Source organism: Izhakiella capsodis (assembly GCF_900115045.1).
Taxonomy (GTDB): Bacteria; Pseudomonadota; Gammaproteobacteria; order Enterobacterales; family Enterobacteriaceae; genus Izhakiella; species Izhakiella capsodis.
On record NZ_FOVC01000011.1, the window covers coordinates 1 to 13,458 of the forward strand.

A 13,458-nucleotide genomic window follows, 5' to 3' on the forward strand; every position below is an offset into this window, starting at 1 on the left:
CGATGCGTTGAGCTGACCGGTACTAATGACCCGTGAGGCTTAACCTTACAACGCCAGAAGCGTTCGGGGTGAGTTGAGAGAATTTTTGGCTTGTTGACGGACAGAGAACAGAGTTGTGTTCTGCGCAGAGAAGAGGCGGGACATGACGTAAAGAATTTGCCTGGCGGCAACAGCGCGGTGGTCCCACCTGACCCCATGCCGAACTCAGAAGTGAAACGCCGTAGCGCCGATGGTAGTGTGGGGTCTCCCCATGCGAGAGTAGGGAACTGCCAGGCATCAAACAGAAGAAGAGACCCCGTGCCTGCGCACGGGGTTTTTTTGTGCATCGAAAACCCCCAGCCAGGCTGGGGGTTCCGTTGAGCTTACAGCTTTGAGTAGTCTTTTAAAGCCCTTTTTGATTTGTTAGAAAAACCTTGCGGTCTGGCAACTGCAAAGTTCATTCAAGGAATCGAAAGGGGGTCCCGATGGGGGACGAAAAGAGCTTAGCGCACACGCGGTGGAACTGTAAATATCATGTTGTTTTTGCATCCAAGTACAGAAGACAAGCGTTCTACGGAGAGAAACGCAGAATAATTGGGAGCATATTAAGAAAACTATGTGAATGGAAGAATGTGAACATTCTTGAGGCCGAATGCTGTGTGGATCACATCCATATGCTTCTGGAAATCCCGCCGAAGATGAGTGTTTCAGGCTTCATGGGGTACCTGAAAGGTAAAAGCAGTCTGATGCTCTACGAGCGGTTCGGGGATCTGAAGTTCAACTATCGTAACCGGGAGTTTTGGTGCCGGGGATATTATGTGGATACGGTTGGGAAAAATACAAGGCGTATCCAGGAGTACATAAGGCATCAACTGGGAGAGGATAAATTGGGCGAGCAGTTGTCCATCCCTTATCCGGGTAGCCCGTTTACGGGCCGTAAGTAGAGAAGTCAAATGCAAATGTCAGATCGTATGCGCCTGTTAGGGCGCGGCTTGTAATAGAGCCTTACAGGCGCATATGAAAAACCTCCGGCTATGCCGGAGGATAGTTATTTATGGGCGTCATCCGGGCATGGGATGGAGAAAAGGCAGCAGCGCGGAATTAGCCATCGGCCCTTTCAAGATCTTGCGGTGTATTCATATTGGCAAAGCAACGCTCCTCATCTTCCAGCGTTACAGCATGACCGCCAGCACCGGAAAGAAATCGACTCAGACGACGCTCCCCCTGAGCAAGACTGAACTGAAGCGCAGGGCGTAGTGTGGTATTTAAAAGCGTCAATGCAGGATGATCACGCTCGTGGCTTTTTACCCAGGCGGCCGGTGCAGCTCCTTTTTGCTGCCAAAGTTTATTTATCCAATCAAACGGCAGCCAGGGCATATCGCAAGGTGCAAATGCTACCCAAGGAGTCGGTGATGCTGCCAGTACCGCCAGCATGCCTGCCAGTGGGCCCGGATGGTCAGGTAAGCTATCTGATATAATCGGCAGCCCACTCTGCGCATAGCTATCAAGATTCCGGTTGGCGTTTATCACTACACTGTCTACCTGAAGTTGCAGATTTTGCTGAACATGCTGATAAAGGGGACGGCCCTGAAACAGCAATAAGCCTTTATCTTTTCCACCCATACGGCTACCCAGACCACCAGCTAAAAGTGCGCCAGTGATAGGCAAAATGTCGCTACGCATATATTCTCTTTACAGGTTGATTGCCCGCATTATTAAACAACATATTCCAGGAAAGTATCATGAAAAATCACCGACTCAATGAATTGATTGAACTGCTACATCCAGCTTGGCAAAGTGAGCCAGATCTCAACCTTGTGCAATTTTTACAAAAACTGGCGCAGGAAGCTGGTTTTGATGCGCCATTGGTTGAGCTGAGTGATGACGTATTGATCTACCATTTGAAAATGCGTAATACCGTGAAAGACAGTGTAATCCCTGGGTTACAAAAAGATTATGAGGATGATTTTAAAACGGCCCTATTGCGCGCGCGCGGTATTCTCAAAGAGTAGCTCGGGCACATCGACACTGCTTTGATGCTATGCTGTGCATCGATCAATTCTCTTGACGCTGAACTTGCAGGATGACTGAACCCGCCTTTAACTTTTCCACGCTGGAACCCGACGCTATTCTCGATGCGTTGTGGGACAGCGGTATCCGCGTTGAATCGGGGCTGACCGCGCTGAACAGCTATGAAAATCGCGTCTATCAATTCAGCGATGAAGATAAGCAGCGCTTTGTCGTTAAATTTTACCGCCCACAGCGTTGGAGTGCGGCACAAATTCTGGAGGAACACAGGTTCGCCTGCGATCTCAACAATGATGAGGTACCGGTTGCTGCTCCACTAACGTTAAACAACAATACGTTGTTAACTCATAATGGTTTTATGTTTGCAGTTTTTCCAAGTATGGGAGGACGTCAATATGAAACTGATAACCTTGACCAACTGGAATGGGTTGGACGTTTTTTAGGGCGGCTGCATCAGAGTGCAGGTAAGTCTGCTTTTCAGGAGCGTCCGAAAATTGGCTTGCAAGAGTATATTTATGAGCCACAGCAGCATCTGAAACAGTGTGAGCTTATTCCCAAAAATCTAAGGTTTTCTTTTACTGCAGCTCTTGAGCGGTTGATCGTAACCTTAGAAAAGTGCTGGCATACTCAGTGGCAGCCGTTGCGTTTGCATGGTGATTGCCATCCAGGCAATATTCTCTGGCGGGACGGACCGTTATTTGTCGATTTAGATGATGCTCGAACGGGGCCCGCTATTCAGGATCTCTGGATGCTGGTCAGCGGTGATAAACAGGAGCAGCGTCTCCAGTGGGAGATAATGCTTGAAGCTTATCAGGAGTTTTGTGAGTTCGATGTTCACGAGTTGACACTGATTGAATCTTTACGCGCAATGCGTATGGTTTATTATCTGGCGTGGGTTGCACGCCGTTGGCAGGATCCTGCTTTTCCCGGGAGCTTTCCCTGGATGACTCAGGAGGATTTTTGGCACCGACAAATTGCACTATTTACCGAACAGGAAAGGCTGCTTCGGGAACCACCTGTACGGATGATACCGTGTTTTTAGCGGCTAAATAGTTATTCGATCGGGATAATATGAGGGGACAGTTTTTCAATGAAAAAGATTTTGTTTGCGCTGGCGGGATTGGTTCTGGCTTTTGGCGTATCTGCGGCACCTTACAGCGAAGGTAAACAGTATGTCGCACTGGATAAGCCAGTTGCCGGTGAACCTCAGGTGTTGGAGTTTTTCTCCTTTTTTTGCCCACACTGCTACCAATTTGAACGTATATGGCATGTGAATAGCGCGATTAAGAAAAACTTACCTGATAACGTGAAACTGACTAAGTATCACGTAGATTTCCTGGGCGGTGATCTTGGCCCGATAGCAACCCATGCATGGGCGGTTGCGATGGCTTTAGGTGTGGAAGATAAGGTAACTGCACCTTTGTTTGATGGCATTCAGAAAGATCAAACCATCACTGATGCTCAAAGTCTGAAAGCAGCCTTTATTAAAGCCGCAGGGATCACTTCGGAAGAGTATGATGCTGCGTGGAATAGCTTTGCGGTTAAAGCCTTGGTTGCTCAGCAACAAAAAGCGGCGGCGGATCTCAATTTACGTGGCGTACCGGCTATATTTGTTAACGGTAAATATATGGTTAATAATGGAGGACTGGATACTTCTTCCCAGGAAAACTATGTACAGGATTATGCCAACGTGATTAACTTCTTGTTAAATAAGAAATAGTTTTAATATAACGAGTGGTAATACCATGCTGCGCTCTGAATGTCTGATTCCTGAAAAGTAAGAGCGCAGTATTTCATCTAAGCTGTCAACGTAGCCGTATAGCTACTGAAAATTCCAGATATTATTCAGTATTCAGATGAATACGCGGTGGGTCAGGCAAAGAAAATAATTTATATCCACAAAGATGTTATGAATTTAGCTTGGATAAAAGGATTGCCTTATAAATATAATTTATTGATTAATATGAATTTATAGATTCTGATCTAATTAACCTTTCTTTAGGTTAAATAGATTAGCAATTTTACGCACAAAGTTATCCACAAAAGGATCTTGCGCAGTTCATAGCAAATATATTATCCCTTCAGGGTTAATTAACGTGGTTACGTCGTCTTTAGCAGCAAGCTGTGGCATCCTTAGTGTTAAATCAGACAACTACGCAAGATGCTATAACAATGGCTAAAATCGCAGAAAACCCGCTTATTCTTGTTGACGGTTCATCTTATCTGTACCGTGCCTTCCATGCTTTTCCACCGTTAACGAACAGCGCCGGTGAACCTACCGGCGCGATGTATGGCGTGCTCAATATGTTACGGAGTCTGCTGCTGCAGTATCAGCCTTCGCACGTGGCCGTAGTCTTTGATGCGAAAGGAAAGACTTTCCGCGATGAACTGTTTGAACATTACAAGTCCCATCGTCCTCCTATGCCTGATGATCTTCGTGCGCAGATTCAGCCTTTGCATGACATGGTCAGAGCGATGGGGCTGCCTTTGCTGATGGTAAGCGGCGTTGAGGCGGATGATGTAATTGGTACTCTGGCGCAGCAGGCGGACAAACAGGGGCGCTCGGTGTTAATCAGTACCGGTGATAAAGACATGGCGCAGCTGGTAACACGCAATATTACGCTGATTAATACGATGAACAATGCCATTCTCGGGCCTGAGGAAGTGGTTGAGAAATATGGTATTCCACCAGAGCTAATCATTGATTTTCTCGCCCTGATGGGAGATTCATCTGACAACATTCCTGGTGTTCCGGGGGTTGGTGAAAAGACCGCTCAGGCCCTGCTCAATGGGCTTGGTGGTCTTAATACGTTATATGCAGCTTTGGACAAAGTCGCTGATCTCGGTTTTCGCGGCGCTAAAACAATGGGCGCAAAACTTGAGCAAAATAAAGACGTTGCCTTTCTATCTTATCAGCTGGCGACGATTAAAACCGACGTTGAACTTGATCTGACGCCGGATGAACTTACGGTTAGCTCACCCGATGTGGAAAAGCTTTTAACATTATTTAATCATTATGAGTTTAAACGTTGGCTGAGTGATATTCAGGAGGGCGTCTGGCTAAAGGACAGGAAAAGCAATACGACCAGACAAAAAAAGGGCGTTGAATCGCAAGACGTAGGGATTCCTGAGGAACCTGCCAGCGTGCTCTTATCCGACGGTTACGTCACTATCCTGGATGAAGAGGTTTTTGCTAGCTGGTTGGAAAAATTAAGCAATAGCGAGCTTTTTTCATTCGATCTGGAAACTGACTCGCTTGATACGCTAAGTGCTAAAATTGTTGGTTTGTCTTTTGCCATTGAGCCCGGGGAAGCTGCCTATCTTCCCGTTGCACATGATTACCTTGATGCGCCGCCACAGCTGGCTCTTGATGAGGTGTTAGCGAAACTCAAACCGCTTCTGGAGGGAAAAAAACCGGGTAAAATTGGCCAGAATCTGAAATATGATCGCGGCGTACTGGATAACTATGGCATTCAGCTCTCCGGTATCGAATACGATACTATGCTGGAGTCCTATTTGCTGAACAGCATTGGTGGCAGGCATGATATGGATAGCCTGGCATCACGCTGGTTGAATCATAAAACGGTAAGCTTTGAAGATATCGCCGGTAAAGGTAAAAATCAGCTTACCTTTAATCAAATAGCACTTGAACAAGCAGCGCACTATGCAGCGGAAGATGCTGACGTTACCCTGCAACTGCATAAAAAAATGTGGCCTGTGTTAAAAGAAGAAGTCGGGCCAAAAAATGTTTTTGAAACCATTGAGATGCCGTTACTTGAGGTTCTTTCGCGTATTGAGCGAAACGGTGTACTTATCGATCAGAAGATATTATCGGAGCATTCAAAAGAGCTGGCTAACCGACTGGCTGAGCTTGAGCTGCAGGCCCATGAACTGGCGGGAGAGCCTTTTAACCTTTCCTCACCCAAACAGCTGCAAGTGATTTTGTTTCAAAAGCAGGGTATCAATCCAACGAAAAAAACCCCTGGCGGTGCGCCTTCGACCAGCGAAGAAGTGCTGGCTGAGCTGGCACTCGATCATCCTTTGCCGAAAGTTATTCTGGAGCATCGTGGACTGTCGAAGTTGAAATCTACCTATACCGATAAGCTACCGCAGATGATCAATCCACGGTCAGGCCGCGTACATACTTCATATCATCAGGCTGTTACTGCAACGGGACGGTTATCCTCGACTGACCCTAATTTGCAAAATATTCCAGTGCGTAATGACGAGGGGCGTCGCATTCGTCAGGCATTTATTGCGCCACAGGGGCATCGCATCCTCGCGGCAGACTATTCCCAAATAGAGCTGAGGATAATGGCTCATCTGTCTCAGGACAAAGGATTGCTCAGTGCGTTTGCTGAAGGACAGGATATTCACAGAGCTACGGCATCGGAAGTGTTTGGCGTTGTGCTGGATAAAGTCAGCTCAGAGCAGCGTCGCAGCGCTAAGGCAATAAATTTCGGCTTGATTTACGGAATGAGTGCTTTTGGTCTTTCACGACAACTGAATATAGGCGCCAAAGAGGCGAAAAAGTATATGGACCGTTATTTCGACCGCTATCCCGGCGTGCTGAACTATATGGAAAATACGCGATCTCTTGCAGCAGAGAGGGGCTATGTAGAGACCCTGGAAGGTCGTCGCCTCTATTTACCAGATATAAAATCGGGTAACGCAATACGGCGTAAGGCAGCTGAGCGCGCAGCTATCAATGCCCCGATGCAGGGTACTGCAGCTGATATCATTAAACGCGCAATGATTGCCGTTGATGGTTGGCTGTTGCAGGACAATCCAGAGGTGAAGATGATTATGCAGGTTCATGATGAGCTGATATTTGAAGTTCAGCAGAGCGAAATTGAAGCCGCTTCTGCACAGATTCGCCGGTTGATGGAGTCCAGCATGAATCTTGATGTGCCGCTTCAGGTGGATATCGGTACCGGAAGCAATTGGGATGAAGCCCATTAGCTGATGTTTGACGGAAATGTACGCGCATTGTCGTTTATCAGCGGGCTATCAGATAGATCAGAGCATCAGGTACACTAATTGATTAGTGTAAAGGCACTTTTTTTATAATTTAGCTAGGGTTTCGTCTTAATATTGTGAGTTGAGTATGGTAATTAACTGGAAATAATGGGAGCTGACTACAAAAAATGCTTTGTCGGTCAGGAGATATCGGGTAAAGTTAAACACGTAGGGTACAGAGGTAAGATGTTCTATCTTCAAGACCTTTTACTTCACGTAATCGGATTTGGCTAAATATTAGCCGCCCCAGTTGCTGGTGTAACTGGGGCGTTTTTTATTGGCTAGCAAGCCATACCTCACTGGTTTTGGCTAATTACTCCGCAGCTTCAAACCAGCTATCAAGTTTAACACGCAGTTGATCTACGCCGATTTTCTTTAACGACGAAAACATCTCGATCTGTACATCTCCCATAAAAGCTAGCGCTGCTTCTCTCACCTTATTCAGCTGACTCTTACGCGCCCCTGATGCCAGCTTATCGGCTTTAGTCAGTAAGACCAGCACGGGTATTTTGCTATCCACGGCCCATTCAATCATCTGCTGATCCAGATCTTTCATTGGATGGCGTATGTCCATCAGAACCACCAGTCCTCGCAGGCAGGCTCGTTTTTCCAGGTACTCCCCTAGCGCGCGCTGCCATTTTAGCTTCATCTCTTCAGGAACTTCGGCATAGCCGTATCCTGGCAGATCGACCAGTCGCTTACCTTCAGTCACTTCAAACAAGTTGATAAGCTGAGTGCGCCCCGGCGTTTTACTTGTGCGAGCAAGACTTTTTTGATTGGTCAGAGTATTTAGTGCGCTTGATTTGCCAGCGTTTGATCGACCGGCAAAAGCCACTTCCGTTCCGGTATCGGGAGGTAAGTGACGAATATCCGGTGCACTGGTGACAAATCGGGTGATGTGATAATTCCAGGCTGACACAAATAATACTCCAGATTAGACTTTGGGGTGATTATACCGGGAAAGCCCAGGAAGGTCTTCTCAACTCACTTTGAATAATTTCTTGTGAGACATTTGCCATAAAAGGTGCAAGCTTAAACGGTATCTTTATTAGAATCAGATACCAAAAAAATCCAAAAAAACAATTAAATATAAAAATTCTTTATGATTGAATGAAAATTTCTCAAGTTACTATCTTGAGACTCCGACTGGTTAGGCTACATTTATTGATGTGGTCGGGAAGAACATCATCATGAAGATGTGCTCAGGGAAGCTTCAGGATGATTAAGAGCAATAAAGGGACAAGTTTTCGGAGCAAAACATAAAGGAAAGGATTAGCTCAGGGAAGTGACTGGCAAACGGAAAACCGGGATGTTGTATGCTAACAGGGATGCTGACAAGGTCAGCCCTTCTGCGGAAGGTGAAAAAAAGGCGACAGGGTGACCTGCCGCCTTTTTTCTTTCAGCACTTTCTGCTAGATTCCGCGACACTCCCTTGAGGAAACTTTCGCTGAGACAACTATCATGAAGCAACCTGCTCGCACTTCTTCCGGCAGTAAAACCAAACGTAAGACGCGTGAAATGCTGAACCAGGAAGCGCGCGACCGTAAGCGCGAGAAGAAGCATCGTGGTAATGCTGCGGGTAGCCGCGGCAATCTGCATGCACAGCCACAGAAAAGAGCAAATGGCGGAAAGCCAGAAGATCCACGTATTGGCAGTAAAAAGCCGGTTCCATTAGGCTCCGGTGTTTCGGCAACAAAGAATCATTTAACTGACAAGTCTGCGTCAGTAGACGCGAAAAGAGTCGCTATACCCCCACAGGAAGAGCTGGCGATGCTGGAAAATGACGAGCGGCTGGATACACTGCTCGACCAGCTGGAAAAGGGTGCATCGCTCAGCGCTGAAGATCAGGCCTGGTTGGATCAGACGTTAGATCGTATTGATGCGCTGATGGAGCTGCTGGGTATCGATCTGAACGATGATGTTAAGGAAGAAAACGCTGAAGAAGATTTGTACAGATTGCTAAAAGGTTGACAAGCGTAGTTGTGAAAAGCTGATCTAACGCAAGATAGCAGCGATGTGATTTACGGTGATATCTGATGATTTTTTGGTCTGGATCAAGTGTCGGTATCATTCTGGCATGTTACTTGGGCTGGCTATTAGTTAGACTTTTACGTCTGATGCGCCTGAAAACGCGCCTGCGGCTTCGAGTCTCATCGCAGTCTCGAAGGCAGTGGACAGGCTCGCATTTACGTGAACCATGCCAGAGGAAGAAACGCAATGAGCTCGCCGCAGATAGAATGGGATCAGGCGCTGATCGAAAAATATAACGCTTCTGGGCCGCGTTATACATCTTACCCGACAGCGCTAGATTTTAACGATAGCTGGCGGGAACCCGCTTTTCGTGCGGCGGTGAATCGTTATCCTGAACGGCCGCTATCCCTCTATCTGCATATCCCCTTCTGCCACCGCCTTTGTTATTTTTGCGGCTGCAATAAGCAGGTTACCCGCCATCAACACAAAGCAGAGGTTTATCTTCAAACGCTCTTTATAGAAATTAAAGCGCGCGCAGCGCTGTTCCGTCAGCGCAAGGTAACACAGATGCATTGGGGCGGCGGCACGCCAACCTTTTTAACCGCAGAGCAGATACAACGACTCATATCACTGCTACGCGCCGAGTTTGATTTTTCCCGTGATGCGGAAATTTCTATTGAAATCGATCCGCGCGAAATTCCCCTTGAGATGATTGACCATCTTCGTGAGCAGGGTTTCAATCGCCTTAGTATGGGCGTTCAGGATTTTAATAAGATCGTGCAGGAGCGGGTTAATCGGGTTCAGGATGAGGATTTTATCTTCTCTTTGGTCGAACGAGCTCGCCAGACTGGGTTTAGCTCGACCAGTATCGACTTAATATACGGGTTGCCGATGCAAACGCCGGAGAGCTTTGCTTTTACTCTGCAACGCGTACTGGCCCTGTGTCCGGATCGGCTAAGCGTATTCAACTATGCTCACCTGCCGTCACTATTTGCTGCCCAACGTAAGATCCGTGAGGAGGAGCTACCGTCTGCCAGAAATAAGCTTCTTATTTTACAGCAAACAATTGAAACTCTCTGTGGGGCGGGTTATCAGTTTATCGGTATGGATCATTTTGCATTGCCTGACGATGAGCTGGCTCAGGCGCAGCGTCGCGGTGAGCTGCATCGCAATTTTCAGGGATATACCACTCAGGGTGACTGTGACCTGTTAGGCATGGGCGTTTCCGCTATTAGCATGGTTGGTGAAAGCTACGGTCAGAATGATAAAGAGCTGCGCCAGTGGGCGGAGCTTATCGGGACGCAAGGTAGCGCCATTTGCCGTGGGTTGGATCTTAACGCCGACGATCGCCTTCGCCGTGAGGTGATTAAATCGCTGATTTGTAATTTTTCCCTGGATTTTACTCAGCTTAACCAGCTTTGGGGGATTGATACCGAAAGCTATTTTGCTGAAGAGCTCGCGAAGCTGGCACCGATGGTGGCTGATGGACTGATTGAGCAGTCAACGCTGGGGCTAACAGTAACGGCGAAAGGACGACTGCTGATCCGCAATATTTGCATGTGTTTTGATGGCTGGCTACAGCGTAAATTGCAGCAGCGGCAGTATTCACGGGTAATCTAATCCTTCAGGCAGAATGTAAACGAAACGACCGGCTAGTGAGCCGGGCGTTTTACTTTACGTTTCAGCTAAAAACGCCGAACATTACCGCGCACAGGAGCGCGATAAAAGCCGTCTGCGGTGTATGGGTATGCAGCAATGCTTGTGATAAAAGATGAAAAATAGTTCCAAACATAGTTATGTTCCCGGGAGCCGTCGGGAATAATACTGAAGGTTCCTACTATGTAAAGCGCGAGCTATTCAATACCAAGCTCTTTTAGTTTACGAGTTAAGGTATTTCTTCCCCAGCCAAGTAGTCTTGCTGCTTCCTGTTTATGCCCCTGAGTATGACGTAGCGCGGTGGTCATCAGCGTACGCTCCATCTCTGGCTGCGCTTCTGACAGCAGATTTTGATGACCGGAACGCAATGCTTGCTCGGCCCACTGGGCCAGCAACGTCGCCCAGCTATCAGGTAATGACTTTACCGGATTATCCGGCGCGGTACTTTCAAACAGCTCACCAGGCAAATCCTGAATTAGCACCTCCTGACCGGCAGCCATCACCGTTAGCCAGCGGCAGGTATTTTCCAGCTGACGCACGTTACCAAACCAGTGCAGTCTCGTCAGCGCTTTTTCGGTTTCCGGATGAAGAATTTTGGCTTCAACGCCTAATTCCTGTGCAGCGATTTGTAAAAAGTAGCGCGCCAGGCGAGGAATATCTTCACGGCGCTCACGCAGCGGCGGTAAGTGGACACGGATGACGTTTAAACGGTGAAACAGATCTTCGCGAAACTGTTTTTCCTGAACACGTCGCTCCAGATTCTGGTGTGTTGCGGCGATGATTCGTACGTCTACTTTAACCGGAGCATAGCCACCAACGCGATAAAATTGACCATCGGCCAGCACGCGTAGCAGCCGGGTTTGTACGTCGAGCGGCATATCACCGATTTCATCGAGAAACAACGTCCCCCCGTCCGCTTGTTCAAACCGTCCCTGGCGCACTTGATTGGCACCGGTGAAGGCCCCTTTTTCATGGCCAAACAGTTCGGATTCAATAAGATCTTTGGGAATAGCAGCCATATTCAGTGCGATAAATGGCGATTTGGCGCGCGGGCTGTGGCGATGAAGTGCATGCGCAACCAGTTCTTTACCGGTACCAGACTCACCGTTGATGAGAACGCTGATTGAAGAGCGCGAAAGTCGTCCAATGATGCGAAATACATCCTGCATTGCCGGTGCTTCACCGATGATGTCGGCCGTCGGACCATAATCCGGTAGGTTACGCGGCTGTTGCTGTTCCTGATTATGGCTGATGGCACGTTCAACCAGCGCGACGGCCTCATCAATATCAAAGGGTTTTGGCAGATAATCGAACGCGCCCTGTTGATAGGCGCTCACTGCGGCATCGAGGTCTGAATGTGCGGTCATAATGATGACCGGTAGCATCGAATGACGCTGTTTTATTTGTTTCAGTAGCGCCAGGCCATCAATGCCTGGCATACGAATATCCGACAGTAATACGTCCGGGGTTTTGTTTACGAGGGCATCAAGCACCTCCTTTGCGCTTTCATAGGTCGCGCAGTTTAAACCTGCTCCTGTGAGCGCACGCTCAAGCACCCAGCGGATGGAGCTATCGTCATCGACGATCCAGACTATCCCTCGTTGCATAGCGACCTCTATTTACGAATCGGTAGATAAATGGAGAATTCGGTGTTGCCTGGCCAGCTGTTGAATTCAATTTTTCCTGAGTGTTGGTCGATAAGGTTACGTGCAATGGACAAGCCAAGCCCGGTTCCCCCCTCGCGCCCGCTTACCATCGGATAGAAGAGCGTATCCTGGAGTTGCGTCGGAATTCCCGGACCATCATCCACGACGTCAATTCGGGCGACCAAACGATAGCGTACGCCGTGTAGTGTTAGTTGAAATGCGGTGCGGGTACGCAGCGTGATGGTGCCGCCCGCTGGCTCCAGAGCCTGCGTTGCATTACGTACAATGTTTAAAATTACTTGCTCGATCTGATCCGGGTCATGGGGTAGCTCCGGCAGGCTGGGATCGTAATCGCGTACCAACGTGATAGTGTTGGACAGTTCCATTGAAACCAGGTTAACCACCCGTTCTGCAACCTGATGGATACTCTGGATAACGTGCATTCCCGGCTGCTGCGGTCCAAGTAATCTGTCGACCAGATTTCTCAGTCGATCTGCTTGTTCAATAATGACCTGGGTATATTCAGTGAGCGTTCGATCCGGTAACGCTTTTGCCAGCAGTTGTGCTGCACCGCGCAGCCCGCCAAGCGGGTTTTTAATTTCATGGGCCAGCCCGCGTACCAGGTCGCGAGCGGCAACCAGTTGGGCTTTCTGAAGTTGTTCCTGACTCAGGCGGCGCTGATTATCCATCGGTGCCATTTCCAACAGGATAAGGCCGTCGGGCAGACGCTGGGCTGTTAACGACATAATATGCGCGCGGCTGTCAACAACCAGCGTAACTTCGCTATCTGTGAAGCCGAGGCCAGCGGCCAGGCTTTCAAGCATTACTTTGATATTCAGAGATAAATAATCCGTTAGCTCTGGCAACGGAGTATCAAAGAGTTTGCGCGAGCTTTGCGCCAGTAATTGCTGCGCAGCCGGATTGGCATAATGGATAACCAAATCGTCGTCGAGCAGCAAAATACTGTTAATGAGAGAGTTGAGAATCTGCCCAGCATCGGGCTGCATGCCAGTTGCCATTCAGTCTTCTCCTGCACTGTTTTAGTGCATTATAGCGTTTTACCCAAATATCATCATGCCTGATAATGATTTCGCAGAGAAAAAAACCCATCCGGAGATGGGCTGAAAGTTTCCACGGCAACAAAAATCTTAGATGACCT

At 48.1% G+C, this 13,458-nt stretch carries 12 protein-coding genes and 1 rRNA gene; 9 read left to right on the plus strand and 4 right to left on the minus strand.

The window, feature by feature from the left end; all coding sequences use genetic code 11:
* Positions 1 to 159 precede the first annotated feature (159 nt).
* Positions 160 to 275, plus strand: a 5S ribosomal RNA gene (rrf, locus tag BM191_RS13510).
* A gap of 189 nt (positions 276 to 464) precedes the next feature.
* Positions 465 to 923 carry an IS200/IS605 family transposase gene (gene tnpA / locus BM191_RS13515; RefSeq protein WP_143088834.1) on the plus strand — a complete coding sequence of 153 codons (459 nt, stop codon included), beginning with the start codon at positions 465 to 467 and terminating at the stop codon, positions 921 to 923.
* A 157-nt stretch (positions 924 to 1,080) separates the two neighbouring features.
* Here tnpA and mobA read toward each other — a convergent pair whose 3' ends face one another.
* Positions 1,081 to 1,662 (minus strand): molybdenum cofactor guanylyltransferase MobA, encoded by a 582-nt coding sequence (gene mobA / locus BM191_RS13520; RefSeq protein ID WP_092879060.1) that lies wholly within the window; start codon positions 1,660 to 1,662, stop codon positions 1,081 to 1,083.
* A gap of 59 nt (positions 1,663 to 1,721) precedes the next feature.
* Here mobA and BM191_RS13525 point away from each other — a divergent pair, with 59 nt between their 5' ends.
* The 5 genes from BM191_RS13525 (at position 1,722) to BM191_RS17665 (ending at position 7,260) form a co-directional block, all read left to right on the plus strand.
* Entirely contained in the window at positions 1,722 to 1,991 is a 270-nt protein-coding gene (locus BM191_RS13525; protein ID WP_092879062.1) for a YihD family protein, read from the plus strand.
* Between the two features lie 71 nt (positions 1,992 to 2,062).
* Positions 2,063 to 3,049 (plus strand): serine/threonine protein kinase, encoded by a 987-nt coding sequence (locus BM191_RS13530; protein WP_092879064.1) that lies wholly within the window; start codon positions 2,063 to 2,065, stop codon positions 3,047 to 3,049.
* Between the two features lie 48 nt (positions 3,050 to 3,097).
* Positions 3,098 to 3,727, plus strand: coding sequence for a thiol:disulfide interchange protein DsbA (gene dsbA / locus BM191_RS13535; protein WP_092879066.1), 630 nt, complete (start codon positions 3,098 to 3,100; stop codon positions 3,725 to 3,727).
* Positions 3,728 to 4,179: 452 nt separating this feature from the next.
* Positions 4,180 to 6,969, plus strand: coding sequence for a DNA polymerase I (gene polA / locus BM191_RS13540; protein ID WP_092879068.1), 2,790 nt, complete (start codon positions 4,180 to 4,182; stop codon positions 6,967 to 6,969).
* Between the two features lie 243 nt (positions 6,970 to 7,212).
* Complete coding sequence (locus BM191_RS17665) at positions 7,213 to 7,260, plus strand: hypothetical protein (RefSeq protein ID WP_456236155.1); 48 nt, start codon at positions 7,213 to 7,215, stop codon at positions 7,258 to 7,260.
* Positions 7,261 to 7,339: 79 nt separating this feature from the next.
* On the opposite strand, the gene yihA is transcribed toward BM191_RS17665, so the two are convergent.
* Positions 7,340 to 7,945 (minus strand): ribosome biogenesis GTP-binding protein YihA/YsxC, encoded by a 606-nt coding sequence (gene yihA / locus BM191_RS13545; RefSeq protein ID WP_092879070.1) that lies wholly within the window; start codon positions 7,943 to 7,945, stop codon positions 7,340 to 7,342.
* Positions 7,946 to 8,487: 542 nt separating this feature from the next.
* On the opposite strand from yihA, the gene yihI reads away from it, so the two are divergent.
* Together yihI and hemN are read left to right on the plus strand one after the other, a co-directional pair.
* A complete protein-coding gene (yihI, locus tag BM191_RS13550) occupies positions 8,488 to 8,997 on the plus strand; it encodes a Der GTPase-activating protein YihI (protein ID WP_092879073.1) in 510 nt (169 codons plus the stop codon).
* 246 nt (positions 8,998 to 9,243) lie between these two features.
* Positions 9,244 to 10,617 (plus strand): oxygen-independent coproporphyrinogen III oxidase, encoded by a 1,374-nt coding sequence (gene hemN, locus BM191_RS13555; protein WP_092879075.1) that lies wholly within the window; start codon positions 9,244 to 9,246, stop codon positions 10,615 to 10,617.
* A gap of 233 nt (positions 10,618 to 10,850) precedes the next feature.
* Here hemN and glnG read toward each other — a convergent pair whose 3' ends face one another.
* Both glnG and glnL read right to left on the minus strand, forming a co-directional pair.
* The gene (gene glnG, locus BM191_RS13565) at positions 10,851 to 12,260 is read right to left on the minus strand and encodes a nitrogen regulation protein NR(I) (RefSeq protein WP_092879079.1); all 1,410 of its coding nucleotides are present in this window, start codon (positions 12,258 to 12,260) and stop codon (positions 10,851 to 10,853) included.
* An 8-nt stretch (positions 12,261 to 12,268) separates the two neighbouring features.
* A complete protein-coding gene (glnL, locus tag BM191_RS13570; protein ID WP_092879081.1) occupies positions 12,269 to 13,318 on the minus strand; it encodes a nitrogen regulation protein NR(II) in 1,050 nt (349 codons plus the stop codon).
* Between the last annotated feature and the right edge of the window lie 140 nt (positions 13,319 to 13,458).

What these genes read in the sequence shown, in the direction of transcription:
- dsbA (WP_092879066.1), top strand. Translation starts at nt 3,098, where the DNA reads ATGAAAAAGATTTTGTTTGCGCTGGCGGGATTGGTTCTGGCTTTTGGC.
- tnpA (WP_143088834.1), top strand. Translation starts at nt 465, where the DNA reads ATGGGGGACGAAAAGAGCTTAGCGCACACGCGGTGGAACTGTAAATAT.
- mobA (WP_092879060.1), bottom strand. Translation starts at nt 1,662, where the DNA reads ATGCGTAGCGACATTTTGCCTATCACTGGCGCACTTTTAGCTGGTGGT.
- yihI (WP_092879073.1), top strand. Translation starts at nt 8,488, where the DNA reads ATGAAGCAACCTGCTCGCACTTCTTCCGGCAGTAAAACCAAACGTAAG.
- glnL (WP_092879081.1), bottom strand. Translation starts at nt 13,318, where the DNA reads ATGGCAACTGGCATGCAGCCCGATGCTGGGCAGATTCTCAACTCTCTC.
- polA (WP_092879068.1), top strand. Translation starts at nt 4,180, where the DNA reads ATGGCTAAAATCGCAGAAAACCCGCTTATTCTTGTTGACGGTTCATCT.
- BM191_RS13525 (WP_092879062.1), top strand. Translation starts at nt 1,722, where the DNA reads ATGAAAAATCACCGACTCAATGAATTGATTGAACTGCTACATCCAGCT.
- BM191_RS13530 (WP_092879064.1), top strand. Translation starts at nt 2,063, where the DNA reads ATGACTGAACCCGCCTTTAACTTTTCCACGCTGGAACCCGACGCTATT.
- glnG (WP_092879079.1), bottom strand. Translation starts at nt 12,260, where the DNA reads ATGCAACGAGGGATAGTCTGGATCGTCGATGACGATAGCTCCATCCGC.
- hemN (WP_092879075.1), top strand. Translation starts at nt 9,244, where the DNA reads ATGAGCTCGCCGCAGATAGAATGGGATCAGGCGCTGATCGAAAAATAT.